The sequence below is a fragment of the Halopenitus sp. POP-27 genome, from assembly GCF_029889855.1.
GTDB classification, from domain to species: Archaea; Halobacteriota; Halobacteria; order Halobacteriales; family Haloferacaceae; genus Halopenitus; species Halopenitus malekzadehii.
On the sequence record NZ_JARANU010000005.1, the window covers coordinates 51,151 to 76,483 of the forward strand.

Consider the following 25,333-nt stretch of genomic DNA (forward strand, 5'->3'; position numbering starts at 1 on the left):
GCGATAAGGAGCCGGTGGAAGTCGAGTAACGAGTCGTTCGGACACGTGCGGTACCACGGAGCCGGTCGGGTCATACCGCTCCCTCCGAACCCGATCCCGTCCGGCTCTCGAACATCCCTTTTAACCACGGCCATCGAGTAGCCTCGTGTATGTACGGGGTGGTCACGCGCAACGCCGACGACGTATCGATCGGCGAGTTCGATCGCGGGTTCTACGAGGTGAAAGACGTCACCGGGCGGGCGGCCGAGCCGATCGCGAACGCGGTCAATATGGTGTCGTGTTTCGGTGATACCGCGGCAGCCGACGATGACTCGGGGCTCGTTCCGGTCGACGACCGCGGGTTACCGGCAAGTCGCGACCGGCCGGAGTTCGAGTGGACCCACATCTGTCCGACCCACCCCGAGTACCGTCGCGGACTGCTCGAGATGGTTGAGGACTGTGCCGCGGTTGCCCCCGACGTCAGGCTCGACGACGTTGGATTCCCACGGGAAGGATACTGTCGGTGTGAACGCTGTGAGCGGCTGTTCGACGAGAGCGACCACGACGAGTGGGCGGACTGGCGGGCGGCCACGATCACCGACTTCGTCGCCGCAGCCGCCGATCGGGTGTCCGGGCGGACCTATCTCTCGGTCCATCCGGACCCGTACCCGGGACACCTTCGCACGCGATCGGGGATCGACGTCGACGCGGTGGCCGAGCACGTCGACGAGTTCGTGGTACCGATCTACGACACCGAGTACGCGACGACCTACTGGCTCGAGACGATCGTTCGGGGGTTTCGATCTCGGCTCGGCGGCGATTACGACGTTCACGGTGCACCGCCGGAGACGCCGCTCTCGGTCGAGTTGTACGCCGCGGACGTCGACGTCGATGCGTTGATCGAGGCGACCGAAGCGGTCGAACCCTACGCGAAGGACGTCCTGTTCGGCTATGAGGCGGCCAACGCCGCCGCGGCGCTCCGGCGACGAGACGCGGACGCGCGGGGCGGCGAAGTGCACCGGCCGGAGTGATGGGCTTCGGGGGTGAGCAGTCTTCGATCCGGTGGAGAGCCGATCACAGCCAATCGAGTGCGGCCTCGATATCGGTCTCCGGCGGCGAACACGCGAACCCACGGCACGCGTAGACGGTCGGCTCCCCGTCGATCGCATCCCGACCGTCCCAGATTGGGGGAACCCCTTCCACACCGATCTCCCGACACCAGTCGGTGGTTGCCGCCGAAGTCGCGGGGCGCGGAGCGACGACTGCTCCAGGGAGGAACCACTTCGAGAGCGTTTCCCGCCACGATTCGGGACGGTCATCGGCGGCGAACACGAGCTCTATCCCCCCGTTCGCGACGCGATCAGCAGCCAGAACGAGCGACGCGTGTTCGAGCGGTCCGGCCCGGATCCGGTCGGCGTGTGTCTCCAGAACGGTCTCCGCGACGGATCGGTACGGACGGTCGCGAACGAACCCGTCGAGCTCGGCGAGCAGTTCGACCGCGACGCCGACGCTCGAGGGTAGCGATCGGTCGGTCAACGACTGCGGACGGACCGAGAGGTCGCTCGGACGAGCAGCCCCATCAGTGGGCTCGTCGGCGGGCTTGCTCGGAACCGAGTAGATCGTGCCTGCCTCCTCGTCGTAGAAATCCGCAACGATCCGATCGGCGAGTTCGATGGCGAACCCGAGCTGATCGGGACGGCCGGTCACCTGATACGTGTCGAAAGCGCCGCGCGCGAGGAACGCGTAGTCGTCGAGATAGCCCGGCCCCGTTCGGTCGCCGTCGATCCATCGCCGGTCGAGCCGACGGTCCGTCGCGTCCCACAGCCGATCGCGAACGAACTCGAGGGCCGCGGTCGCCCGCTCCGAAAGCCCCGGGTCCAACGCACGTGCGCCAGCCGCGAACGCGGAGATCGCTCGCCCGTTCCAGCCCGCGATCACTTTCTCGTCCCGTGCCGGACGCGGCCGGCGCTCGCGGGCCTCGTACAGATCGAGGCGGGCCGCACGCAGCCGGTCGCGAACCGTTGATCGGTCGAGTCCGTGGTCGGTCGCGAGTTCCTCGATCGACGTCGATTCGGTAAGCACCGTCGTCCCGCGTTCGAAGTTTCCGGCAGGGGTCACGCCGAACCGGTCGCGAACGAGTGATGCATCCGGTTCCTCGAGGACGGCGTCGATCTCCGTGGGCGTCCAGGTGTAGAATGCACCTTCAACCGGATCGGGCGCCGCCTCCGACGCATCCGTCGTCGACCCGCGACGGGAAGCGGGCGGAACGCTCCGGGCATCGAGGGTGCTGAAGAAGCCGCCGTCCGGGTGGGAGAGTTCACGATCGAGGAATGCGAACGTCTCCTGTGCGAGGAGCCCGTATCGTGGGGTCCCCGTCGCCTGAAACGCGTCGAGAAGCACGCGAGGGAGCTCCGCGTTGTCGTACAGCATCTTCTCGAAGTGTGGCACCGTCCAGGAGCGATCGGTCGCGTAGCGATGAAACCCGCCGCCGACGTGATCGTACAGCCCGCCAGCACCCATCGCGTCGAGAGTCCCCGTCGCGGCCTGTAGGGCCGCGTTCCGGTCCGTAGCCGCCTCACGATCGACGTCGGTTCGGTCAGTCGTTCCATCGGCGCTCCGGTCAGTCGTTCCGTCGGCGGTTCGGTCGGCGGAACCACCGGCTCGAAGCAGCAGATCGAGCCGACGCGGCTGGGGGAACTTCGGGCCACTCGTTCCGAAGCCTCCGTGTTCCTCGTCGTATCCGCGAACCGCGGCCGCGGCTGCATCCTCGAGGACCGTCGATCCCGGGGGGTCTCCGGGCTGATCCGGAACGGACTCGACCTCATCGCGGGCCGCGGCCATCCACTGGTCGGCCCGGGACTCCATCTCGGCTCGCTGTTCCGGATCGCTCCAGGAGTCGCCGATCCGGTCGCAGAGCTCGAGGAACCCGGGCCGTCCCCGCGTCGGCTCCCGCGGGAAGTACGTCCCGATGTAGAATGGTTTCCCGTCGGGGGTACACCACGCCGACAGGGGCCATCCGCCGCCGCCGGAGACGAGCTGACAGACGGTCATCAACACGTCGTCGACGTCGGGCCGTTCCTCGCGGTCGACCTTTATCGGGACGAAGGACTCGTTGAGGGTCTCGGCGACAGCGGGATCCGAGAAGCTCTCCTCCTCCATCACGTGACACCAGTGGCAGGCGGCGTAGCCGACCGAGACGAAGAGGGGGACGTCGTGTTCGGCGGCGGTCTCGAAGGCACGATCGTCCCACGGCTGCCAGTTGACCGGATTGTCGGCGTGTTGACGGAGGTACGGACTTCCCTCCGTGGACAGCCGGTTCCGGTCGGTCGGTGTGGACATAGCCGTCGGTACGGCGGCCACGGTGAAAAGCCGTCGACACTCGAAGCTCCGAGCGCGCCGTCGACCGGAATGCTCGAGTCTCGGCTCGACGGCGGTTGAGGTCGGCGACGACCGGAATCGACGACCCCCGTGATCGACGGCGTCGACACACGGTCCTGATCCACGATCGTGGTGGTATCCGTCGGATGTAACGACAAGATTTACACTACCGTGCGGAAACCCCTCGCGTATGACCGAGACCGTGTTGCTGATCGGTGGCGGCGGCCGCGAACACGCGATCGCCCGCGCACTCGCTCCGGATTGTGAACTTCACGCCTGTGCGAGCAACCGGAACCCCGGGATCGCCCGGCTCGCGGCGGGGTTCGAGACTACCTCGGAGACGGACGCGGCGGCGATCACGGAGTACGCCGAGTCGATCGATGCGGACGCAGCCGTGATCGGTCCCGAATCGGCGCTTGCCGCCGGCGTCGCCGACGCTCTCGATGACGCCGGCGTGTACACGTTCGGACCGCGGCAGGAGGCGGCGCGGATCGAGACGGACAAGGCCTACCAGCGGCGGTTTATGCGGGACAACGACGTTCCAGGCTGTCCGGATTTCGAGACGTTCACCGATATGGAGGCCGCCTGCACGTACATCGACGAGTACGACGGCGACCTCGCCGTCAAACCCGCCGGACTCACCGGCGGGAAGGGCGTCAAGGTGATCGGCGACCAGGTCACCGCCGGCGAAGCGAAGGAATACCTCCGGGAATCAGAGTACGACCGCGTCGTGTTGGAGGAACGACTCGTCGGCGAGGAGTTCACGATCCAGGCGTTCGTCGCCAACGGCGACGTGCGGACAACGCCGGCGGTCCAGGACCACAAACGCGCCTACGAGGGCGACGAAGGACCGAACACGGGTGGGATGGGTTCCTACTCCGACGCCGAGTTCTCGCTGCCGTTCATGGACGACGGAGACTACGACGACGCCGTCACGGTCATCGAGTCGGTGATCGAGGCGCTGCCGGAGTATACGGGCGTCCTCTACGGACAGTTCATGCTCACCGCCGAGGGACCGAAGGTCGTCGAGTTCAACGCCCGGTTCGGCGACCCGGAGGCGATGAACACGCTCCCGGTGCTCGAGACGCCGTTCATCGACGTGATCACCGCCGCTCGCGACGGCGAGCCGCTGCCGGAGCTGTCCTTCGCCGAGCGAGCCACCGTCTGTAAGTACGCCGTACCCGATGGCTACCCGACGGACCCGGACGCGGGTGCCCGCATCGACGTCGACGAGGAAAGCGTCGGGGACGCGCTGTTGTTCTACGCCAGCGTCGACGAGCGGGAGGACGGACTCTACACGACGACCTCACGCGCCTTCGCCGTCGTCGGGTTGGGGGCGTCGATCGAGGCGGCGGAATCGGTGGCATCGGAGGCGCTCTCCGCCGCCGGCGATCGGGTGCGGATCCGACACGACATCGGAACCGCGTCCCTCATCGATCGACGGCTCGAGCATATGGACGCCATCCGGGAGTGATGGCTCGAGCGCTTGCGAGCAGGTGACGCGTTCCGTCGGTCCGGGGCGGTGGGGTCCGGGAAGATCCCACGACGGCGCGTCACGCACCCGCCTGGACCGTCGTGGGTCGGTGGGATCAGGGCACGCGGACGGATGCGTCGGCATTCGGTTTGAAGGGTCGGAACATGGGACCCGTGACCGGAGGCGGCGCCGTGACTGGGGGCGGCGGTGGGCGGAGAGACAACCGCGGGTGGAGGTAGTCGTGAGCGCGAGGTCTTTAACCACGGGGAGCGGATCGAACGGCGTGAACGACGAGCACCACGGGGCGCCGGAGCGCCCCTCGGATCCCTCGAACCCCGGGGACGAGGACGTCGACGGCTCGGGCGAAACCGGGCCACGGCGTCGTGACCGGTTGGACCGGGTCGCGACCCCGGGACCGCGCAACTCGCTGTGGTCCTGGCCGAACGCGAAGTCGCCGCTCGTCGTCGTCAGGAACTACCTCGTGATACTCGTGTGCCGGATCTCGCCGAGCCTCCGGCTCAAGAACTGGTTGTTGCGGCGGATCGGGGTCTCGGTCGGCGCGGGCGTCTCCTGGGGGCTGGAGTCGACGCCGGACGTGTTCTGGCCCGAGCGGATAACGATCGAATCGGACGCGATCGTCGGATACGACGCCACGCTGCTGTGTCACGAGTTCCTCCAGGACGAATACCGGCTCGGCGACGTGGTGGTGCGGCAACGCGCGATGATCGGCGCCGGCGCCGTCGTGTTGCCCGGGGTGACGATCGGGGAGGACGCTCGTGTCGCCGCCAACTCGCTCGTGACCAAGGACGTCCCGGCCGGGACGACCGTCGCCGGCGTGCCGGCCGAGGTGGTCTCCGAACGCGAAGCGGAGCCCGAGCGGACGGCCGACTCCTGTTGAACCCGGGAGTGGCGAGATGTCTTGCTCGTATGGTACAATATCGGTGGCCAGATCGACTAAACGGGATGGACGGCGTGCAATCCTAACGACGACTCGATCCTCAAGGCCGATACAGTGTCGCAGACGGGATGGGTGAGGCGAGAGTTAACTCGAACGTAGCTCCGTCCGGTTCAAATGACCACGAGATACCTCTCTACGGGTACCCGAGACACCACCCGGTAGCCGTAGAATCGATGCCGAAGCGACGCCGTGGTACGGTTCGCGTGTCGAAAGCGTTTTTTATTGTGCGTGAGGTAATCAGACATCTCATCGTCACTCAACTCCGACGACTTTCCACTCATAGAAGGTGCTATCGCCGGCGCAGTCGCTTGGATAGCTAGCTATTTACTCACGGCCGTCGTCGTTCTCGCGCAGATCGAGAACTCCGAATTGGGCGAGATCGCTGATACTGTCGGCGACGGTGGCAGCGGCATCGACTTCGTGGGATGGGTGTTCTTCAACAGCCACTTCGTCGACACGTTCCTCGAGGCCGACTTCCTCGGATTCGGTGGGTCGAGCACGGTGTCGTTCATCGGCGGTGATGGGTTCACGCCGCTTTTGTATCTGATTCCTGTGGCGCTGCTGGTCGGTTCTGGACTCGCTGTCGGTCGTTCGCAAGGTGTCACGGAGGCGGCTGACGGCGCGGTCGCCGGCGTGTTCGTACTCCCGCCGTATCTGGCGCTGTCGGCTATCGGTACGGTGGTGTTCCGCGTCTCGATGGAAACGCTCGGCAGTACCTTCAGCGGTCAACCGGAATTCCTCCCAGCGATTCTTCTGGCCGGAATCGTGTTCCCTGCCGTCTTCGGCGCTATCGGCGGTATCGTCGCCGCGAATACCGGTACCGGAAAATAATGAAAATAACGTCGTGTGACGTGTTCTACGCCACCCTCCCGTGCGTTCAACTCCTGGTCAGTTTCGGATCCGGACGATCCCGTCACGGAACACGACGTGGTTCGGCAAGACGTGTTCCTCGCCGTCGGTCTCGATGTGCGTGACGAACAGGTCGACCTCCTGAACGATCCCGCGTCGGTCCGCGACCTTCACCTCGTCGCCGATCCCGTAGGGCTGACGCAGGAGGAGAAACACTCCGGCGGCGGCGGCCGCGAGCAGGTCCTTGGTGGCGAGTGCAGTGAGCACGACGAGCGCGAACGCGTACGCCGCAAGCAGGACGATCAACGCGAGGGTCGCAACGCCGATCTGATCGAGGGCGATCAGGGCCGCGACGTAGACGACGCTGTATTTCGCGACGGTGGATATTACGCCCGTCTCCGGGAGTTTGACCCCGCGGAGCCGTTCGGCGACGTATAACTCTATCTTGTCGCCGACCACGATCCCGACGATCAGGACGACGATCGCGATGAACAGCCGCGGCACGAACGTCGCGACGTCGCCCCAGAAGAGCTCGGCGTATTGGACGTCGGCGACCGACAGGGCCGTGAGGACGGCGATCCCGACGATGAAGTAGTTCGAGAGTTTCGCGATGATGGTCACCGTCGAGAGCCCGAACCCGCGTACGGTTCGCTCGAAGGCGGTTCCTTCGGTAGACGCCGGAACGCCGGCTCGTTCAAGCAGTCGTCGGTTGACCACTTCGACGAGGTAGCCGGCGATGACTCCGAAGATGACGATGAATAACGCGAGCCAGATACGCGGCGGAACCAGCGCGATCACCTCCGAAACCGTTTCCCGTACCGTGATCGGGACGGACATCCCCGTCATCAGTACGCCTCCGGATCGACCTCGAGGATGAGCCGTCCCCCCTTGAACGCCCGCACGAGCCCGTCGGACTCGGAGAGCACGATCGCGGTCGCGTTCGTGTCACGCGTGATCGCGCCGGCGGCCATGTGCCGTGCGCCGAGTCCCTTGGGAATGTCGACGCCCTCGGCGGCCGGCTCGAGGTAGCGGTATGCGGAGACGATCTTCCCCGAGTCGGAGATCACGAACGCGCCGTCCAGCCGGGAGAACTCCTTCAACATCACGTTCACGATCGGGTCGCCGACGTGAACGTGGCTCTTCTCGAAGGGGTTGTAGCTGAGCGGTCGCGATTTGTTCATCACCTTTCCGGCGTCCCCGACGACGAACAGCGCGCCGACCGGCTTGCCCTTCTGGCCCTTCTTGCCGAGTTCGATCGCCACCTGGAAGACGTCACGGATGACGTCCGGGTCGGCTCGTGAGTCGACGAACAGGTCGTAGATCCCGGACCCCATATCCTCGGTCGCCCGGACGCGGATCACCGAATCCGCGTCGTCGGCGAACACCGCCACCGAACAGGCGATCGCGTCGCCCTCCTCGACGATCCCGTTCTCGACCGCGCCCTCGACGCCGAACCGGATCCGGTCGCGAACGTTGTCGAACTCAAGCGGGAGTTCGACGAACGTCTCGGCGTCCACGTCGTTTTCGGTATCGACGACGACGACGTCGACGTCGGCCTCACGGAACCGGTCGTGAAACGATCCGCTCGGGGAAAACAGGAAGACGTCGTCGACGTCGGCCACGACGTCGCCGAGAAGGTCGGTGAGGGTGGACATCGTTACTTAAACGTCCGACCCCGTATATAAAGCAGTTGTGCCGTCGTCACGCGCGCGTCTGACGACTGGTGGGTCTGTTGGGCCGCCGGTCGTGGGACCACGGGGATACTCACACCCCGAGCGCGTCCGTCACGCGCTCGCGGGTCTCGATCAGCCGCTCGTCCGTTCGATCGCGGGGTCGATCGAGGGGTACCTCGACGTCCGCGACGACGGTGCCGGGCTGGCCACCCAGCACGACGACCCGGTCGGCGAGGTAGACGGCCTCCTCGACGTCGTGGGTCACGAGGACGACCGTCGCGTCGATGTCGTCCCGGACGTCGAGCAGGAACTCCTGTTGCTCGACCTTCGTCAGCGCGTCGAGCGCGCTGAACGGCTCGTCGAGCAGGAGGGCCTGCGGGCCGTACGCCAGCCCGCGGGCGAGCGCGACCCGCTGGGCCATCCCGCCGGAGAGCTCCTCGGGAAGCGCCGTCTCGAAGCCGTCGAGTCCCACGCGGTCGATCAGGTCGTCGACGCGGTCGTCGGTCACCGACTCGTCAAATCCGATCCGAACGTTCTCCCGGACGGTCGCCCACGGGAGCAGGCGCGGGTCCTGAAAGACGACCCCGACGTCGTCGCTGCCGCCGGCGTTCACCGGTGTCCCGTCGATTGAGGCCGTCCCGTCGAAGCCCGACTCGAGGCCGGCGAGCACGCGCAACAGGGTGCTCTTGCCACAGCCGGACGGACCGACGACCGAGACGAACTCCCCGTCGTCGGCCGCGAAGTCGACCTCGCGGAGCGCGACCGTGTCGTCGTAGGTCTTGGTGAGCGAGCGCGTCTCGAGCATCCTAGGCGCTCCAGTAGACAAGTCGTCGCTGTAACGCCTTCACGCCGATGTCCGAGAGGTTGCCGAGTGACGCGAACAGCAGGATCGAGCCGACGATGATGTCGGGACGTGCAAGCACCCGGCCGTCGCTCAACAGGAAGCCGAGGCCCTGGCTGGCGGCGATCAGCTCGGCCGCGACCACGAACATCCATGCCAGCCCGACGCCGCCGCGGATCCCGACCAGCAGGTTCGGGAGGGCGGCGGGGAAGACGACGCGCCGAAGCGTTTCGAGGCGACCGACGTCGTAGACCTCGACGACTTCGAGGAGGTCCTCGTCGATCCCCTGGATCCCCGTCGAGAGGTTGAGGTACACCGGGAAGAACGCGCCCAAGGCGATGAGCGTCACCTTCGCGCTCTCACCGATGCCGAACCACAGCAGGAACAGCGGGACCCACGCCAGCGAGGGGATGTTCTTCATGCTCTGGAGGAGGGGATCGAGCAGATCGTTCGCGAGTCCGAACAGCCCGGTGATCGTCCCGAAGAGGATTCCGGCGGTCACGCCGAAGAGCACGCCGAACGCGACGCGCTGGATCGTGACGCTGAGGTGGCCCCACAGCTCGCCGGAGGCACCCATCGCCGCGAACGTCGAGAGGACGGTCGTCGGTGCCGGCAGCTGGTGGGGCTGGAAGACGCCCTGGGTGACGAGCAGGTGCCAGCCGACGACGAGCAGGCCGGGCACGACGAGGCCGAGGGCACGGCGCGGGAAGCCGATCGCGGACGGAGAACGGTCGCGAACCCACGCGGTCAGGCGCTCCCCGATCGCCGTCACGCCGTCGTGGTCCTCGACCGTCGCCATCAGTTCACCACCTCGCGTGCGGTCTCGGAGTCGATCAGCTCGTCGATCCGCGCCTGGAGGTCGGCGTCGGGCTGGACCATCCCCTCGTCCTTCAGGATGGGCGCCAGCGTGGAGAGGAGGTCACGGTGCTGCTCGCCGGGGAGCGCGGTCGAGAGATCGTTCCGCTCGATGAACACGCGCTCGGCGACCGCCTGGGACATGTCCGATTCGGCGGCGAGGATCGACGCCGTCTCCTGGGGATTCTCGAGTGCCCACTGGCGCCCGCGCTCGTAGGTCTCGAGGACCCGACGTGCGTCCTCGGGATGGTCCTCGAGGAACCCATCGAGCACGTTGAGGAAGCCGTAGGTGTTGAAGTCGGGCTCCCGGAAGAACAGATCGACGTCGTGTTCCAGCTCCAACTCGGCCATATGGGGGTCCAGGCCGGCCCACGCGTCGACGTCGTCCTGCACGAGCGCCGACTGCCCGTCGGGGTGCTGGAGATGGACGACCTCGACGTCTGACTCGGAGAGTCCGGCGGTCTCGAGGGCCTGGAGCAGGAAGAAGTACGGGTCGGTTCCTCGCGTCGCGGCGACGCGTTTGCCCTCCAGGTCTGCGACCTCCTCGATCCCCGAGTCGGATTTGGCCACGAGCGCAGTCCACTCCGGCTTCGAGTAGATGTACGGCGTCCGGATCGGGACGCCGTTCGTGCGTGCGAGCAGCGCCGCGATCCCCGCCGTCGAGGCGAACTCAGCGGACCCGCTCTGGGAGTACTCGTTGGCCTGGTTGCTTCCGAGGCTGAGCACCCACTCGATCGAGACGTCGTCGTCGGCGAACTCCTCCTCGAGCCAGCCGTGGTCCCGGAGCACCAGGCTGATCGGGTTGTAGTAGGCCCAATCGACCGTGATCGTTCTGCCGTCGCCGCCGCTCGATCCGTTCCCGGAACTCGTTCCGGATCCGCCGTTCGAGCCGCCGTTTCCGTTGCCGGTGTCATCACCGTTGCCGCTTCCGCCGGTCGCGATGCAACCAGCCACGAGCGGCGTGGCGATCGTCGTTCCGGCCGTCGTCAGGAATCCTCGTCGGTCCATCTTGCCTCCACGTACCGGCCGTATCCCCTATAAACTATGCATAAATGGAATATTCATCCGCATCTATGATGCTTGTTAGTTATTCCTAGATCGTGGCTGTCGAGAGGAACGATCTGAACGTCTCCTTCAGAATCTGAACGGACTGTATTCGTGGCTGTGTGCGAATATCACCCATTCACTGGCGTCCGACCGGTCGCGTGCCAAAAATAGGATATGATTTCCGCTATCTCCGTCGGGAGGGTCGGATCACGGCCCGGCCGTCGAGACGACCTTGATCACGTCGCCCTCCGTGAGCTCGTGGTCCTCCCCGATCCGGCGGTTCGACCGCGCGTCGATCGCGTGGAGGTAGCCCTCGCCGATGTCCGAGTGGACGGCGTACGCGAGGTCCCTCGGGGTCGCGCCAGCCCGGAGCAGGAACGCGTCGGGAAGAACGTTGCCGCGGGCGTCGGTCCACTTCGAGGCGTCCTGGACCGGATACGCGGTGAACCGGTCGAGCCGATCGTACACGGCCGTGTTCAGGGCCGTCTGCACGCCGGTGTCGCCGATGTCGTCGATCACGTCACGAATCTGCTCGAGACCCTCGCGCTGCTCGTCCGAGACCGCGTCGTCGTCGACGATCTCGAACCCCGGATCGCCGGGGTCATACTCGACGACGCCGGCGTCGGCAGCCCGCCTGAGTCCGAGCTCGCCGTCGGCGGTGGCGAACACGACCGGCTGGTCGGTTTGCTCCCGGAGCCGATCGATGTGTTCCTGGGGTGCCACGTCCGCCTTGTTGGCGACGACGACGATCGGTTTGCTCCGGCGGCGAAGGTCCCGGGCGAGCCGTTCGCGATCCTCGTCCGTCCACTTAAACGGGTCATCGGGATAGTCGATCGATCGGAGGACCGCCGTCACGTCCGCCGTCGTCGCGCCGAACCCCGTAAGTAGGTCGGTGAGTGCCTCCTCGAGGTCGAAATCGGGCGATCGTGACTTCCGTTCGACGCCCTCCCAGTTGCGGTCGATGATCCCGGCGAGCCAGAGGTTCATCTCGCGTTCGATGAAGTCGACGTCCTCGAGCGGATCGTGGCTCCCGACCGGAACCGGTTCGCCCTCCGCGTCGGTTCCCCCGGAGGCGTCGACGACGTTGAGGATGACGTCCGCGTTGGTCAGTTCGTCGAGAAACTGGTTGCCCAGTCCCTTCCCCTCGTGTGCGCCGGGGACGAGCCCCGCCACGTCGAGGAGTTCAACCGGAACGTACCGCTTCCCGCCGCGGCAGTTCTCCGCCCCACATCGTTCGTCTCGAGCGAGACACGGACACTCGGTGCGGACGTGTGTGACTCCTCGGTTGGCGTCGATCGTCGTGAACGGATAGTTCGCGACGTCGACGTCGGCCATCGTCGCGGCCGTGTACAGGGTCGATTTTCCCGCGTTCGGCTTGCCCGCGAGCGCGACCGTCACCATCGGTCAGGCTCCCGCGAGCACGTCCCCGACGCGGCGCGGTTCCCCCGTGAGGTCGGGATCGGATTCGACGATCTGGAGGATTTCGTGGTCGGTGACGTTCGGGTAGTCCTTCTCGGTGGCCTCCTCGATCAGATCGCGGTCGAGTCGGAATTCGGTCCCCTGGTAGACGACGTCGACGCCGTCGTCCTCGATGGAGAGGATGGTGCTCATGGCCGATCCGAGGCGTGTCCTCCCTATAAGGGTGCGGCTCTGCATCCACGCGGCGATGGCGTCACAGATGAAGCGAGACGACCGTGGTCGCCCCGTCCGGGATCGAGGCCGACTCCGCATCAGTTGCAGTCGACTCCGCATCAGTCGCAGTCGACCCCGTATCCGTCGCGTCACCCCCATCAGCAACCGATCCGGCAGTCGAGACGGAGCCCTTCGTCTCGATCGAGAGGCGTGCGCCGACCGAGTCGGCGGCCCACTTGACCAGCCAGAGGCCGACGCCGCTCCCGTGGGACAACGGCGTCTCCTCGTTCGTGTCGAGAACAGTGAGTTCGTTGTCGGGGATCCCCGGCCCGTTGTCCGCCACGGAGACGATCGTCTCCGAGTCCGTCCCGTCGATCGACACCTGGACGGCGGGGTTGGCGGCGTCGTTGTGGTCGGCGGCGTTTTCGACGAGACACCGAAGCGCGGTCTCGAGCCCCGGTCCACCGGTCACCGTTTCGGGACCGTTCCGCTCGACGGACACGGTGACGTCGGGATGGTCCCGGCGGACCGACTCGACGACCCGATGCACGACCCCCTCGAGATCGTATCGGACGACACGGCCACGTTGGTCGATGATGCGTTCGATCTCGCGTGCGTTCTCGCTGTTGCCGAGCAGCTCCTCGGTCGCCTCGCGGATCGCCTCGATCCGCTCGAGCATCGCTTCCTCGGATCGGTCGTCGTCTTCGGCGTCCGCGCTCGCCGCATCGTCCGCGGTCACCGCATCGTCCGCACTCGCCGCATCGTCAGTGATCACCGCCCCGGACGCGATCTCCTCGGCGAGGAGGTCGGCGTTCCCCCGGATCGTCGTGAGCTTGTTCCGGATGTTGTGCCGGAGCACGCGGGAGAGGATCTGTCGAAGCAGCTCGAGTTCCTCCTCACGGTCCTCCAACTCCTGTTCACGCCGTTTGATCGGCGTGATATCCCGCAGGACGATCACCCACGCCGTCGAGTCGATCGATCGTTGGACCGCCGATGCCGACACCGAGAAATGTCGATCCGCGTCGCCCATCTCGACGGTGATCTCCATATCGTCGGGATCGGGATCAACCTCGGTCCCATCGGGCGCCGATTCGGCGCCGCCATCCGTCTCTCCAGGGAACGATTCGGCCTCGCTCCCGTCTCCGGTATGCGTTGCTGCCTCGAGAACGAGGTCGTACACGGTCGACGGCAGGGTCTCGAAGAACGCCGAGGCCGGCATCCCGACGTGAACGTCGTCGCCGGCAAAGAGCCGATCGGCGGTGGCGTTGTAATCGAGCACGCGTTCCTCGTCGTCGATCGTGACGACGGCATCGTCCATCTCCGCCATCGCGACCTCCCGAGCGACCGGCACGACGGTGAGGAGATCCATCCGATAAAGCGCTTGCAACAGGAACACGCCGCTGCCCGCGAGCCCGATCGGGGTGAGATCGTACCGGATCGGGACGGTCCCGAACAGCGTCAGCAGGTTCGCAATGACGGGGGGAACGACCGCCAGCGTCAGGATCGCGGCCTGTCGCCGCCGCAGTCCACGCGACCGCAACCACTCGCCGGCAAGCAGCACCGTTCCGGTCAGGATCAGGAAATAGTTCACGCCGGACTGAACCCAGAACCACGGCCCGTAGACGGTCATGAGGACGGTCCCCTGGACCGTCGTCTCCGGCGTCAACACCAGGTGGTGATACGGATTCGACCACGCGATCGCCTGGCCGAGGCCGACGTAGGCGACGAACGGAACGAGCGCGCGTTTCGAGGGCCACCAGCCCGTCGTCGATTCGACCGACAACAGCAGCCACCCGATCGCGATCAGAGAGGACGCGAGGAACCGAACGTTCCAGGCGGCCACCGAGAGGTCCGGGTTCGCGACGAGGTACTCGTTCCCGAGGCCGATCGGCCACAGCGAGATCCCGAGCACCGCGAGCGCGAACCCACGGCTGCCGGGTGTGTCAGGGTGTCGAAGCGGCTCCCGCAACAGGAACAGCAGCGCGGACCCCAACGCGAGGTACCCGACGCCCACCGTTCCTGCTGAGAGTGCCATCGTCGGCAACGACTTCGTCGACCACTATAAACCCTCTTGCCGATGTCCATCGATCGGGACCGGAGTCACCCCACGACCGATCGCCACATCGTCGTCGACACCGAGGCGTGTCGCGGCCGACTCGAGATGCAACGTCCGACGAGAGGCCCGAACCGGGACGCGATGTCCGATCAGTACTTCGCCTCGGCGCCGGTGGTCTCGTAGATCCGGTCGAGGATCTCGTCGCGGGAGTCGGTCCAGGCGGCCATTCGGTCGGGCGATGACGGATAGGCCCCGTAGTGGTCGAGCAGCTCGTCCGCGAGCTGTTTGGTCTCGTAGAAGTTCCAGATCGTTCCCCAGTAGCCGAAGCTCTTGATCGCGCACTTGAGCTTGAGCCCGAAGGACATCGACGTCGAGCCCTCATACAGCGCTTCCGCGAGGTTCTCGCCCGGGAGGGCTGCCAACAGCCCCATCAGGTCGTCGATGTCGACGGCGGTCGAGAGGATGTTGTAGACGTCGAGGCCGGCGTACCGGCCGCCGAAATGGTCCATCACGCGCTCGTTGTACCGCCAGAGGGCGTCCTCGCTCACGTCGCCGTCACCGATCGCCTCGACGGCCTGTTCGCCCGCGTACTTGCCGGCGTAGGCCGCACCGGCGATCCCGCCGCCGGTCGTCGGGTTGACGTGGCCGGCGGCGTCGCCGACCGCCATATACCCCGGTGCGATCGCGGAATCGTACGGGCGGCGGGTCGGAAGGGCGGCGCCGAGCTTGTCGGTGACGGTCGCGCCGGCGAACTCGGGGCGGTCCCGGAGGTCCCGTTTGAGGGACTCGATGAGCTGCATCGGCTCCTCGTTCATCTGGAAGCCGAGCCCCGCGTTGATCTCGGTGTCCGTCCGCGGGAAGTACCAGAGGTACCCCGCCGCGCGCTTGGTCGGTTTGAACACGAGTGCATCGTCCCACTCGACCGGCTCTGGAACCTCCACGATCTCGCGGTAGGCCGAGCAGAACTGCGAGTATCGGACGTTCGTGTCGAAGGTCGTGCCCGAAAAGTCGGCCTTGTCCTGCAACAGCGAGAGCGAGCCCGCACCGTCGATCACCACGTCCGCCGCGAAGTCGATCGCGTCTCCCCGGCGCTTGCCGCGAAGGCCGGTCACACGGCCGGTTTCGTCCTGGGTCACGTCCCCGATCACGGTCTCGTAGTGGAACTCGACGCCGGCGTCCGCGGCGGCCTCGATGAGCCGGCGGCCGTAGTCCCAGCGGTCGATGACCGCGAGTTCGCCCGGAACGGGGATCTCGAGAACCGTGTCCTCCTGGGGGATCTCGAAGCGGCCGTGGTCGACGCCCGTGTTCGTGAACGCGGGCTCGATCCGGGATTTGGGGATCGCCTCGGGGAACGCGTCGGCTCCCTTCAACGCGTCGCCACAGGCGATGTGGCCGGCCTCGGTCTCGTCCTTTCGCTCGACGATGGCGACGTCGAGGCCCGCATCAGCGATCGTCGTCGCGGCGTAACAGCCGGCGGTCCCGGCCCCCGCAACGACGACGTCGTACTCGTGGGTGGTCATACCTCATTCGTGACCGCCGGGCGGGCAAAACTCTTTATGCCGGGTTTTGTCCTTTAGCCGGCGTCACAACACCGGGATCGACGGGGAGTGCGGTCCCGGGTCGCCCCGGGAATTCACTCCGACGACGCCGCGTACCGGTTCGCGTCCGCGATCGTCTTGAACAGCGCCCCGATCAGGCCGCCCACGAGCAGGCCGCCGGCGCCGACGATGACGGCGAGCCCGATGACCATCCCGACGGCCTCCCGAACGATCCCGCTATACCCGACGACCAGTTCCGGCGTGAAGAAGACCAACAGCCCGACCGGCAACAGCAGCCACCCGGTCAGAAAGACGATGATCAGCCGGATCATCGCCGGACTGAGCGCGTACGCGAAGGCTGAGTCGAAATCGACGCCACGGTCGGCCAGAACGTCCTCGACGTCGGTCATCGGATCACCGGATGAACGACCGGCGGCGGCACGCATAACCGTATCGGCCGATGGGGGCCCGCCGCGCCGTTTCGTAGCCAGCGGCCCACATACCGCGCCGTTTCGTAGCCAGTGGCCCGCACACCGCGCCGCTTTTCAGGGACTCCCGCGTACGAACGGTCGTGCTTTCGGTCGAGCTGCATACCCACTCGGAACGCTCCCACGACGGCCGCGACCCGGTCGACCTGCTGTTGGAGCAGGCGGCCGCGGTCGGGCTCGACGCCATCGCGGTCACCGACCACGACGCGATCGACGCGTCGATCGAGGCCGCCGATCGCGCCGCCGAGTACGGCCTCGTGGGGATCGTCGGGATGGAGGTGACGTGTGCGGCCGGCCACGTGCTCGCGTTCGGCATCGAGGAGTTGGTTCCCTCCGGGCTCCCCTACGAGGAAACCCTCGATCGGATCCACGACCAGGGCGGGATCGCGGTCGTTCCACACCCGTTCCAGAAGACTCGCCACGGCGTCGCGGCCCACATCGACGACGACCAGCTCGCCAGTGCCGACGCGATCGAGGTGTACAACTCCCGGCTGCTGACCGGACGGGCGAACCGAAAGGCCGAGCGGTTCGCGTTAAAACGTGACCTCCCGATGACCGCCGGCAGCGACGCCCACGTCTCGGAGATGGTCGGACAGGCGGTCACCGAGGTCGACGCCGACGAGCGGTCCGCCGCCGGGATCCTCGAGGCGATCGCCGCCGGACGAACGAGCGTCATCGGTCGCCGGACCCCCTGGCACGTCTCCTTCCGCCAGGCGGCCGGCGGCGCGAAACGACGGGTCCTCCGACGGCTCGAGGACCTCCGGTGAGACTCGATGACTCCCGATCGACCCACTGACTCCCAACGAGACCCGAGCACTCCCGATACCGACTTCCGCGGCGTCGGCGACGTGACGCCCGACCGCGTTCGTCGAGCGATCCGCGAGTCCGACCCGTTCCCCGGCGGCGCGGGGTTCGGCGGCCGGATCGACCGCGAGGACGGGACGCCGGTCCTCGTTCGTGACGTTCTCGGCCGCGTTCCGGTGTTCGTGGAGACGGACGCTGCCGACCCGACGGCGGCGGGCTCGTGGGCGTTCGACCGGCGGTCCCTCACGGACCCGCGTCCGGTTCCGGCCGGATCGATCCTGACGCCCGAGGACGAACGGACCGTCTGGACGCTCCCGGACTCGCGATCCGACCCGGCGGCTGCTGCACAAACGGCGGTTGAGACGGCGATCCGGGACGTGATCCGTCTCGACGCCGGCGACGACGTCGATGACGTCGAATCCGACGCCGCCGTCGCGTTCTCGGGCGGGGTCGATTCAGCGGTCATCGCGGCGGGTGCTCCCGAGCTACCCTGTTACGTCGCCGGCTTCGAGGGCTGCCACGACGTCGCAGCCGCCCGTGCGGCCGCGGACGCGATGGATCGTGATCTGCACGAGGTCCGGATCGACCACGACGACCTCCGGGCTGCCGTTCCGGAGATCGCCGCGGCAACCGGACGAACGAACCCGATGGATCTCGCGATCGCGATCCCGCTATACTGCACCGCGCGCGCTGCTGCAGCGGACGGTCACGATCGGCTTCTGCTCGGACAGGGAGCCGACGAGCTGTTCGGTGGGTACAGCAAGGTCGTCGATCCCGGGGACGACCACCGGGTCGACGCGAATACGGTGCGAGGCGCGCGCGACGAGACGATGCGGACGCTGCCGGCACAGATCGAACGCGACGTCGGCGCGATCCGGGCGGCCGGGATCGAGCCCGTCACGCCGCTTCTGGATGACCGTGTGGTGGCGGCTGCGCGACGGCTGCCCGGCGAACTGCTCGCGACGCCCGACGAACGGAAGATCGCGCTCCGGAGCGCCGCCGAGGGACTGGTCCCGGAGTCCGTCCGGACCGCCGAGAAGAAAGCGGTGCAGTACGGCACCTACGTCTCCCGCGAGCTCGACCGGCTCGCCCGGCAGGCCGGGTATAAACGGCGGATGGAGAACCACGTCGAGCGGTACGTCGAGACGGAGCTGCTCGAGTCGGATCCCGCGGAGGAAACCGTCGGATAGACCGCGATCGGAACCGAACGGAGGCATCGATCGATCCGGATCGCCGTGCCCGTCGCCGAATCGGGACCATATTCATATATAAATGAACGATCGTGTTGGAGTTTTCGGGTGTTTCGAGGCGTCTACCGTCGGTTGTGATCGGATCACACAATACATTTATTACTAACCAGTTCCTAACTCTGAGTGAAGAACACGAGCGAGGTCGATTTTATATTCCTTTCGTCCTCCTCAGCCGCGCACCACGCGACCGCGGCCCGCAGTCATCACGAGCACACCCAATGAGTCAGACACGCTTCAGCGCCACCCGGCGCACGACCGACACGAACCGAGAGACGACCGACGACCGACGGACCGGGACGCGCTCCGGCGACGCCGAATCGACGACCGAGGACGAGCAGGCACACGAACACGACCACGAGTCGACGACGACCTGTCCGGAGTGTGGCAGCACCCTTCGAAACGAGGGCGCTGAGACCGTCTGTTCGAGCTGTGGCCTCGTCGTCGACGCCGACGAGATCGACCGCGGGCCCGAATGGCGCGCGTTCGACGCCAGCGAGAAGGACTCGAAGTCCCGCGTGGGTGCACCCACGACGAAGATGATGCACGACGACGGGCTCTCGACGAACATCGGCTGGCAGGACAAGGACGCCTACGGCAACTCGCTCTCCTCGAACCAGCGACAGAAGATGCAGCGGCTCCGGACCTGGAACGAGCGCTTCCGGACCCGTGACTCCAAGGAGCGCAACCTCAAGCAGGCGCTCGGCGAGATCGACCGCATGGCCTCCGCGCTCGGCCTCCCCGAGAACGTCCGCGAGACCGCCTCCGTCATCTATCGGCAGGCGCTCGACAACGACATGCTCCCCGGCCGGTCGATCGAGGGGATCGCGACGGCGAGCCTCCAGGCGGCCGCCCGGATGGAGCAGGTACCGCGGTCGATCGACGAGATCGCGGCCGTCAGCCGGGTCGACGCCGAGGAGTTCAAGCGCGCCTACCGGTACATCAACCGGGAGCTGAAGCTGGAGATCCAGCCGGCCGACCCCGTCGAGTACCTCCCGCGGTTCGCGAGCGACCTCGCGGTCCCCGACGAGACCGAGCAGTTCGCCCGCCAGCTGCTCGAGCAGGGGAAACGGCAGAACGTCCACAGCGGCAAGTCGCCGGTCGGCCTCGCGGCCGCCGCGATCTACGCCGCCGGCAAGCTCACCAACGTCGATCTCACCCAGAGCGAGGTCAGCGACGCCACCGGAATGAGCGAGGTCACGATCCGGAACCGCTACCAGGAGCTGCTCGAGGCCGAGGAGGCGCGGTTCCCCGGCGTCGGAGAGGGCGACGCGGACGCCGCCGCCTGATCGCGGGACATCTTGAAAACCGAATCGGTTTCGGAAGCACGTTTTTGAGCGTATTCCGGGAGCACACCGGAGAGCGTTGCGAGAGAACGCGTTCAGAGAACCGGCCAGAGGTCGATAACCGGCCAGAGATCGATCGACCCCGCCTTGCGGCGAGGCGATCGGGACGAACCGGTGACTGACCAAGCCACTGGGAGCACTCGTCCGCGTCGGCGTCCGGGATGCCGCCTCGCGGCACGGACGCCGTCAGCCGATCGGTCCGGTGGTACCTAAACCGCATCTGCTCCGTCAAAACTGGCCACACCGTCTCGATGATCCTCAGTATCGTTTCGTTTATGGCCGTGATACCGACCTCAGATACACGACACGCCACGTATTTACGTCAATTTTGATCGATCCGACAGTTCTCTCCCAACCGATCCCGCCTCCGTCAACCACTGTATCGACACGGCCCATCCCCCGGCGGTCGATCAGTCGGACCGACCATCCCGATCCGTCCGCCGAAATATTCCTCAGAGGAATGAATAGCATCAAAACACTTTCCGCAAGTTATACTGTATCGCGTCCGATACGCGTAGCTAATGAGTCGGAACATCCAGGTCAGTCGCCTCGACCGGACGGCGGTCGAGGATCAGGACGTCGAGATCGTCGAGCGAAAGGGGATCGGGCATCCAGATTCGATAAGCGACGGCATCGCGGAGTCGGTCTCCCGGGCGCTCTCACAGCTATACCTCGATCGGGTCGGTACGGTCCTCCACTACAACACCGACGAGACGCAACTGGTCGCCGGCAACGCCGCCCCCGCGTTCGGCGGCGGCGAGGTGGTCGAGCCGATATACATCCTCATCGTGGGTCGCGCAACCAAGAAATACGACGGTCAACAGCTGCCGGTCGACTCGACGGCACTGGCGGCGGCCCGCGAGTACCTCGCCGAGGCGATCCCGGAACTGGAGTACGGGACCGACGTCATCGTCGACGTCAAGCTCGGCGAGGGGTCGGGCGACCTGCAGGACGTCTTCGGCGAGGAGGAAGCACAGGTTCCGATGGCCAACGACACCTCTTTCGGCGTCGGCCACGCGCCGCTCACCGAAACCGAGCGGATCGTGCACGACGCCGAGCGCGAGCTCAACACGACCTATCACGCCGACCATCCCGAACTCGGCCCGGACGTGAAGATTATGGGCAAACGCGAGGGCGACCGGATCGACATCACGGTGGCCGCCGCGATGGTCGACCGCTACATCGACGACTTCGAGGCGTACGACGACGCCGTCGAATCGGTCCGGGAGTTCGTGTCCGATCTCGCCCGCGACCGGACCGACCGCGAGGTCCACGTCGACGTCAACACCGCCGACGACTACGAGGAGAACTCCATCTACCTCACCGTGACGGGGACGTCCGCCGAGCAGGGTGACGACGGCTCGGTCGGTCGCGGCAACCGCGCGAACGGGCTGATCACGCCGAACCGACCGATGTCGATGGAGGCGACCTCCGGGAAGAATCCGGTCAACCACATCGGCAAGATCTACAACCTGCTCTCGACGGAGATCGCCGAGTCCGTCGCCGCCGAGGTCGACGGGATCCGCGACCTGCAGGTCCGCCTGCTCTCACAGATCGGTCGCCCGATCGACGAGCCGCACGTCGCCGATACACAGGTGGTCACCGAGGACGGGGTCGACCTGGCGGACGTCGAGGACGAGATCATCGCGATCGTCGACGCGGAGCTCGACGACGTCACCGGCGTGACCCGACGCGTCATCGACGGCGACGTTTCGACGTTCTGACCGCGGGCCGCGACGGTCCGACTGCCGACGGGGGTGACGACCACGGATCGACCGACCGCAACCGATTTGCGGTCGGGGACCCGACTCAGCATATGACGCAGGTGTGTCTCGTGGGCGATCCGGCGGTGAGCCTCGCGTACGAACTCCTCTCACGCGAGACCGCCCGGGAGGCGCTGTCGACCTACGAGATCACGGAGCCGTTCGCCAACAGCATCGCGGTCGAGACGGTGAGCCTCGGCGCGGCCGTCTCGCTGTGTAACGACCTGAACTGGTACCTCGTCCGCTTCGTCCGTGAGACGCTGATCCGCGACCCGTCGATCGACGCCGAGGAGTGGCTCTCGCGGGACCTCGCACGGCAGGTCCGCGACGGCGAGGTTCGCCCCGAGGAGACCGACCGGCGACTCGAGCTGTTCGGCGTCGTCGACGGCGAGCTCGTCGATCCGGTGTTTAAACGGCGCGAACGGGGAACGGTCCCGGAACACGATCGGGACGATCTCGACGGAACCGTCGTGGTCCGGGTGAGCGAGGCGGAGTTCTCTCCCTGAGTACGTTCCGCTACTCAATCACTCGACGTCGTTCCCGTCGGGTTCGAACATTCCGGTCGAGAGGTAGCGCTCGCCGCTGTCCCAAAAGACCGTGACCACGAGCGGCTCGTCGCCGACGTAGGCTCCCGACTCGCGAAGGTCCTCGGCGACGGCCTTCGCCGCGAGGTTCGAGGCGCCCGAGGACTGCCCGACCAGGATCCCCTCCTCGCGTGCGAGCCGTCGACACTCCGCCTCGGCATCGGCGAGTTCGACCGTATGAACCCCATCGAGGAGATCCGTATCGAGGTTCGGGGCGATGAATCCCGGCCCCATCCCCTGGAAGGAATCGCCGGTCGGTTCCTCGCCGGACAACACCGCGTTGTCGGCGGGCTCGACGGCGTCGATCCGGACGTCCGGGAACGCCTCCCGAAGACGCCGGCCGGTACCGGTGATCGTCCCCCCGGTGCCGACGCCGGCGACGAGGGCGTCGATCGGCCGACCATCGACCTGGTCGAGGATCTCCGCGCCGGTCGTCTCGTAGTGGGAACGCGGATTCGCGGGGTTCTCGAACTGCCGCAGCTGAACCATCCCCTCGGCCTCGAGCTCGTCGGCCCGATCCTTGGCGTCCGAGATGTCGCCCTCGACGAGTTCGACGGTGGCCCCGAAGGCCCGCATAATGCGGCGTCGCTCGGGTGATTTCGAGGCCGGCATCACGATCGTCACGTCGTAGCCCTTCGCCGCGCTGCACATCGCGATCCCGACGCCGGTGTTGCCGGAGGTCGGCTCGACGATGCCGTCGCCCGGCGAGAGATCACCGGACTCCTCGGCGGCTTCGATCATCGCGATCGCGGGGCGGTCCTTGGCCGACCCGCCGGGGTTCTTCGATTCGATCTTCGCCGCCACCGTGGTCCCCGCCGGTGAGGAAACGCGAACCAGCGGTGATCCGACGGTGTCGAGGATGCCGTCGTCCATTGGCCCCGACTACGACGAGCGCGCCTAAACCACCTACGGACTGCGGCACGGTGCGATCGGATCGGTGGGCCGAATTGCACTCGCGTTGAAACGGAAACCCGCACGGAAAACCGCCGGCGACGCGCCCCTTTTATCAGTCCCGCCCCTACGTGGGCGTATGCCACTACGGACGCTACAGCCGAACGCGGCGTGGAGCGAAGCGGGCTATGAGGACGCGATCGAGACCTTGGGCGCTGATGACGCGTACGTGTTCAAGGTCTGGGGCGGCGACTGGTGTGGCGACTGCCGCCAACAGCTCCCCGACTTCGCCGCGGCCCTCGAGGCCGCCGGCGTCCCCGACGACCGGATCGAACACCATCCCGTCGAGAAAGCGGAGGACGGATCGAAGGTCGGACCGGGCGTCGAGGAGTACGACATCGAACTGATCCCGACGGTCGTCGTCGAGCGCGACGGCGAGGAACTCGCACGATTCATCGAGGAGGCGGACGTGCCGATCGCCGTCTTCCTCGCCGCACGGCTCGACGAGATCGACGCGACGGCCTAAGCAGAACATCCCCGAACCGTTCAAAACCGTTTCAGCCCATTCCGGGCCGTTCAGCGTTCAGTCGCTCAGGGCCAGTTCCCGGCCTGGTCGTAGGCATTGGCCACGCGCTGGAGCGCGACGACGTAGGCCGCGGTGCGGAGGTTCGGCAGGTCGTGGGCCTCGTAGGCATCGACGAGACCGTCGAAGGCCTCGATGGTGACCCGTTCGAGTTCCTCGTTCACGCGCTCTTCGGTCCAGCTGAATCGCTGTCGGTTCTGAACCCACTCGAAGTAGGAGACGGTGACGCCGCCGGCGTTCGCGAGGATGTCCGGCACGACCCAGACGTTGCTGTCGGCGAGGACGTCGTCGGCACCCGGCGTCAGCGGACCGTTGGCCGCCTCGACGACGACGTCGGCCTGCACGTCCTCGGCGAGTTCGGCGTCGATCGCGTTCTCGAGGGCCGCCGGCACGAGGAGGTCGACGTCAAGCGTGAGCAGCTCCTCGTTGGTTACCGCCTCGGCGTCGCCGTAGCCGACGACGCTGCCGGTCTCGTTCTTGTGGTCCTTCACGTCGACCGGATCCAGCCCACGCGGCTCGTGGATGCCGCCGCCCGAGTCGGAGACGGCGACGACCGTGGCGCCGAGGTCATCGAGCAGGTCCGCGGCGATCCAGCCGGCATTGCCGTACCCCTGCACGGCCACGGACGCCCCCTCGATCCGCTTGCCGATCCAGTCGAAGACCTCACGGGCCGCGAGCATCGTCGATCGGCCGGTCGCCTCGACGCGTCCCGCCGACCCGCCCGAGTCGATCGCCTTCCCCGTGATGACGCCGGGTGCGGTCGTGTTCTCGAGGGTCTCGTAGGTGTCTTTGATCCAGTTCATCTCCCGCTGACCCGTGTTGACGTCGGGTGCGGGAATGTCGCGGTCCTCGCCGATGATCGGCCGGAGCTCGGTCGCGAACGCCCGAGTGATCCGCTCCAGCTCGGCCTCGGAGTACTGGGTGGGATCGATGCTGATGCCGCCCTTCCCGCCGCCGTAGGGGATATCGACGGTCGCACACTTGTACACCATCCAGCCCGACAGCGCCTTCACCTCGTCGCGGGTGACGCCCGGGTGATAGCGGATCCCGCCTTTATACGGGCCGCGGTCGCCGTTGAACTGCGAGCGGTACGCCCGGACCGTTTCGAGGGAGCCGTCGTCGAGTTCGACGGTGAGGTTGGTCTCGAGGACCCGTTCGGGGTTCTTCAGCCGCTCGATGACTCCGTCGTCGACGTCGAGGTGTGCTGCGGCGTCGTCGATCTGCTCCTGGAGACTCTCGAACGGATTGGTCTCGTCCGACATACCTACACGAGCCACATCCGCGTGGTTAACTGTACCGTCTCATACTCCCGTGGCGAATTTTGCCACGCCCACCCACTGCGTTCAA

General features: G+C 66.5%; 23 protein-coding genes. 10 read left to right on the top strand and 13 right to left on the bottom strand.

The window, feature by feature from the left end; translation table 11 throughout:
- Positions 1-149 precede the first annotated feature (149 nt).
- The gene (locus OQF70_RS04605) at positions 150-1,010 is read left to right on the top strand and encodes a hypothetical protein (RefSeq protein WP_280536120.1); all 861 of its coding nucleotides are present in this window, start codon (positions 150-152) and stop codon (positions 1,008-1,010) included.
- 43 nt (positions 1,011-1,053) lie between these two features.
- On the opposite strand, the gene OQF70_RS04610 is transcribed toward OQF70_RS04605, so the two are convergent.
- A complete protein-coding gene (locus OQF70_RS04610; protein ID WP_280536121.1) occupies positions 1,054-3,318 on the bottom strand; it encodes a thioredoxin domain-containing protein in 2,265 nt (754 codons plus the stop codon).
- Between the two features lie 229 nt (positions 3,319-3,547).
- Between OQF70_RS04610 and purD the strand changes: the two genes are divergently transcribed.
- The 3 genes from purD to OQF70_RS04625 all read left to right on the top strand — a co-directional run bounded on the left by purD (position 3,548) and on the right by OQF70_RS04625 (position 6,620).
- The gene (gene purD / locus OQF70_RS04615) at positions 3,548-4,831 is read left to right on the top strand and encodes a phosphoribosylamine--glycine ligase (RefSeq protein ID WP_280536122.1); all 1,284 of its coding nucleotides are present in this window, start codon (positions 3,548-3,550) and stop codon (positions 4,829-4,831) included.
- A 391-nt stretch (positions 4,832-5,222) separates the two neighbouring features.
- The gene (locus OQF70_RS04620) at positions 5,223-5,729 is read left to right on the top strand and encodes an acyltransferase (protein ID WP_280536261.1); all 507 of its coding nucleotides are present in this window, start codon (positions 5,223-5,225) and stop codon (positions 5,727-5,729) included.
- Between the two features lie 429 nt (positions 5,730-6,158).
- Positions 6,159-6,620 (top strand): transporter, encoded by a 462-nt coding sequence (locus tag OQF70_RS04625; RefSeq protein ID WP_280536123.1) that lies wholly within the window; start codon positions 6,159-6,161, stop codon positions 6,618-6,620.
- Positions 6,621-6,677: 57 nt separating this feature from the next.
- Here OQF70_RS04625 and OQF70_RS04630 read toward each other — a convergent pair whose 3' ends face one another.
- The 10 genes from OQF70_RS04630 to OQF70_RS04675 form a co-directional block, all read right to left on the bottom strand.
- Complete coding sequence (locus tag OQF70_RS04630; protein ID WP_280536137.1) at positions 6,678-7,484, bottom strand: mechanosensitive ion channel domain-containing protein; 807 nt, start codon at positions 7,482-7,484, stop codon at positions 6,678-6,680.
- Complete coding sequence (dacZ, locus tag OQF70_RS04635; RefSeq protein WP_280536138.1) at positions 7,484-8,293, bottom strand: diadenylate cyclase DacZ; 810 nt, start codon at positions 8,291-8,293, stop codon at positions 7,484-7,486. The genes OQF70_RS04630 and dacZ overlap by 1 nt, the downstream gene beginning before the upstream one ends.
- 109 nt (positions 8,294-8,402) lie before the next feature.
- Entirely contained in the window at positions 8,403-9,116 is a 714-nt protein-coding gene (locus OQF70_RS04640; RefSeq protein ID WP_280536139.1) for an ABC transporter ATP-binding protein, read from the bottom strand.
- Position 9,117: 1 nt separating this feature from the next.
- Positions 9,118-9,951 carry an ABC transporter permease gene (locus OQF70_RS04645; protein WP_280536140.1) on the bottom strand — a complete coding sequence of 278 codons (834 nt, stop codon included), beginning with the start codon at positions 9,949-9,951 and terminating at the stop codon, positions 9,118-9,120.
- Positions 9,951-11,015, bottom strand: a complete 1,065-nt coding sequence (locus OQF70_RS04650) for an aliphatic sulfonate ABC transporter substrate-binding protein (protein ID WP_280536141.1) — start codon at positions 11,013-11,015, stop codon at positions 9,951-9,953. Before OQF70_RS04650 ends, OQF70_RS04645 begins: the two co-directional genes overlap by 1 nt.
- 246 nt (positions 11,016-11,261) lie before the next feature.
- On the bottom strand, positions 11,262-12,455 hold the full coding sequence (locus tag OQF70_RS04655; RefSeq protein WP_280536142.1) for a redox-regulated ATPase YchF: 1,194 nt from the start codon (positions 12,453-12,455) through the stop codon (positions 11,262-11,264).
- 3 nt (positions 12,456-12,458) lie between these two features.
- Positions 12,459-12,665, bottom strand: coding sequence for a DUF5800 family protein (locus tag OQF70_RS04660; protein WP_280536144.1), 207 nt, complete (start codon positions 12,663-12,665; stop codon positions 12,459-12,461).
- 61 nt (positions 12,666-12,726) lie between these two features.
- Entirely contained in the window at positions 12,727-14,721 is a 1,995-nt protein-coding gene (locus OQF70_RS04665) for a histidine kinase N-terminal 7TM domain-containing protein (protein WP_280536145.1), read from the bottom strand.
- Positions 14,722-14,891: 170 nt separating this feature from the next.
- Positions 14,892-16,262, bottom strand: coding sequence for a geranylgeranyl reductase family protein (locus OQF70_RS04670; RefSeq protein WP_280536146.1), 1,371 nt, complete (start codon positions 16,260-16,262; stop codon positions 14,892-14,894).
- A 113-nt stretch (positions 16,263-16,375) separates the two neighbouring features.
- Positions 16,376-16,690 (bottom strand): hypothetical protein, encoded by a 315-nt coding sequence (locus tag OQF70_RS04675; RefSeq protein WP_280536148.1) that lies wholly within the window; start codon positions 16,688-16,690, stop codon positions 16,376-16,378.
- Between the two features lie 161 nt (positions 16,691-16,851).
- On the opposite strand from OQF70_RS04675, the gene OQF70_RS04680 reads away from it, so the two are divergent.
- The 5 genes from OQF70_RS04680 to OQF70_RS04700 all read left to right on the top strand — a co-directional run bounded on the left by OQF70_RS04680 (position 16,852) and on the right by OQF70_RS04700 (position 22,434).
- The gene (locus OQF70_RS04680) at positions 16,852-17,535 is read left to right on the top strand and encodes a PHP domain-containing protein (RefSeq protein WP_280536150.1); all 684 of its coding nucleotides are present in this window, start codon (positions 16,852-16,854) and stop codon (positions 17,533-17,535) included.
- A 6-nt stretch (positions 17,536-17,541) separates the two neighbouring features.
- Positions 17,542-18,762: an asparagine synthase-related protein gene (locus OQF70_RS04685; protein ID WP_280536151.1), complete on the top strand. Its 1,221-nt coding sequence runs from the start codon at positions 17,542-17,544 to the stop codon at positions 18,760-18,762.
- Between the two features lie 278 nt (positions 18,763-19,040).
- Positions 19,041-20,108, top strand: a complete 1,068-nt coding sequence (locus tag OQF70_RS04690; RefSeq protein WP_092815221.1) for a TFIIB-type zinc ribbon-containing protein — start codon at positions 19,041-19,043, stop codon at positions 20,106-20,108.
- Between the two features lie 578 nt (positions 20,109-20,686).
- On the top strand, positions 20,687-21,889 hold the full coding sequence (locus OQF70_RS04695) for a methionine adenosyltransferase (RefSeq protein WP_280536152.1): 1,203 nt from the start codon (positions 20,687-20,689) through the stop codon (positions 21,887-21,889).
- 92 nt (positions 21,890-21,981) lie between these two features.
- Complete coding sequence (locus tag OQF70_RS04700; protein WP_280536153.1) at positions 21,982-22,434, top strand: DUF5804 family protein; 453 nt, start codon at positions 21,982-21,984, stop codon at positions 22,432-22,434.
- Between the two features lie 18 nt (positions 22,435-22,452).
- On the opposite strand, the gene OQF70_RS04705 is transcribed toward OQF70_RS04700, so the two are convergent.
- Positions 22,453-23,385: a PLP-dependent cysteine synthase family protein gene (locus tag OQF70_RS04705; RefSeq protein ID WP_280536154.1), complete on the bottom strand. Its 933-nt coding sequence runs from the start codon at positions 23,383-23,385 to the stop codon at positions 22,453-22,455.
- 157 nt (positions 23,386-23,542) lie between these two features.
- Here OQF70_RS04705 and OQF70_RS04710 point away from each other — a divergent pair, with 157 nt between their 5' ends.
- Complete coding sequence (locus OQF70_RS04710) at positions 23,543-23,929, top strand: thioredoxin family protein (RefSeq protein WP_280536155.1); 387 nt, start codon at positions 23,543-23,545, stop codon at positions 23,927-23,929.
- A gap of 65 nt (positions 23,930-23,994) precedes the next feature.
- Here OQF70_RS04710 and OQF70_RS04715 read toward each other — a convergent pair whose 3' ends face one another.
- Positions 23,995-25,248: a Glu/Leu/Phe/Val dehydrogenase gene (locus OQF70_RS04715; RefSeq protein WP_280536156.1), complete on the bottom strand. Its 1,254-nt coding sequence runs from the start codon at positions 25,246-25,248 to the stop codon at positions 23,995-23,997.
- Positions 25,249-25,333 lie beyond the last annotated feature (85 nt).

Bases quoted from the DNA above. Each gene is read 5' to 3' on its own strand.
- OQF70_RS04605 (WP_280536120.1), top strand. From the start codon at position 150: ATGTACGGGGTGGTCACGCGCAACGCCGACGACGTATCGATCGGCGAG.
- OQF70_RS04610 (WP_280536121.1), bottom strand. From the start codon at position 3,318: ATGTCCACACCGACCGACCGGAACCGGCTGTCCACGGAGGGAAGTCCG.
- purD (WP_280536122.1), top strand. From the start codon at position 3,548: ATGACCGAGACCGTGTTGCTGATCGGTGGCGGCGGCCGCGAACACGCG.
- OQF70_RS04630 (WP_280536137.1), bottom strand. From the start codon at position 7,484: ATGACGGGGATGTCCGTCCCGATCACGGTACGGGAAACGGTTTCGGAG.
- dacZ (WP_280536138.1), bottom strand. From the start codon at position 8,293: ATGTCCACCCTCACCGACCTTCTCGGCGACGTCGTGGCCGACGTCGAC.
- OQF70_RS04640 (WP_280536139.1), bottom strand. From the start codon at position 9,116: ATGCTCGAGACGCGCTCGCTCACCAAGACCTACGACGACACGGTCGCG.
- OQF70_RS04645 (WP_280536140.1), bottom strand. From the start codon at position 9,951: ATGGCGACGGTCGAGGACCACGACGGCGTGACGGCGATCGGGGAGCGC.
- OQF70_RS04650 (WP_280536141.1), bottom strand. From the start codon at position 11,015: ATGGACCGACGAGGATTCCTGACGACGGCCGGAACGACGATCGCCACG.
- OQF70_RS04655 (WP_280536142.1), bottom strand. From the start codon at position 12,455: ATGGTGACGGTCGCGCTCGCGGGCAAGCCGAACGCGGGAAAATCGACC.
- OQF70_RS04660 (WP_280536144.1), bottom strand. From the start codon at position 12,665: ATGAGCACCATCCTCTCCATCGAGGACGACGGCGTCGACGTCGTCTAC.
- OQF70_RS04665 (WP_280536145.1), bottom strand. From the start codon at position 14,721: ATGGCACTCTCAGCAGGAACGGTGGGCGTCGGGTACCTCGCGTTGGGG.
- OQF70_RS04670 (WP_280536146.1), bottom strand. From the start codon at position 16,262: ATGACCACCCACGAGTACGACGTCGTCGTTGCGGGGGCCGGGACCGCC.
- OQF70_RS04675 (WP_280536148.1), bottom strand. From the start codon at position 16,690: ATGACCGACGTCGAGGACGTTCTGGCCGACCGTGGCGTCGATTTCGAC.
- OQF70_RS04685 (WP_280536151.1), top strand. From the start codon at position 17,542: ATGACTCCCGATCGACCCACTGACTCCCAACGAGACCCGAGCACTCCC.
- OQF70_RS04690 (WP_092815221.1), top strand. From the start codon at position 19,041: ATGAGTCAGACACGCTTCAGCGCCACCCGGCGCACGACCGACACGAAC.
- OQF70_RS04695 (WP_280536152.1), top strand. From the start codon at position 20,687: ATGAGTCGGAACATCCAGGTCAGTCGCCTCGACCGGACGGCGGTCGAG.
- OQF70_RS04700 (WP_280536153.1), top strand. From the start codon at position 21,982: ATGACGCAGGTGTGTCTCGTGGGCGATCCGGCGGTGAGCCTCGCGTAC.
- OQF70_RS04705 (WP_280536154.1), bottom strand. From the start codon at position 23,385: ATGGACGACGGCATCCTCGACACCGTCGGATCACCGCTGGTTCGCGTT.
- OQF70_RS04710 (WP_280536155.1), top strand. From the start codon at position 23,543: ATGCCACTACGGACGCTACAGCCGAACGCGGCGTGGAGCGAAGCGGGC.
- OQF70_RS04715 (WP_280536156.1), bottom strand. From the start codon at position 25,248: ATGTCGGACGAGACCAATCCGTTCGAGAGTCTCCAGGAGCAGATCGAC.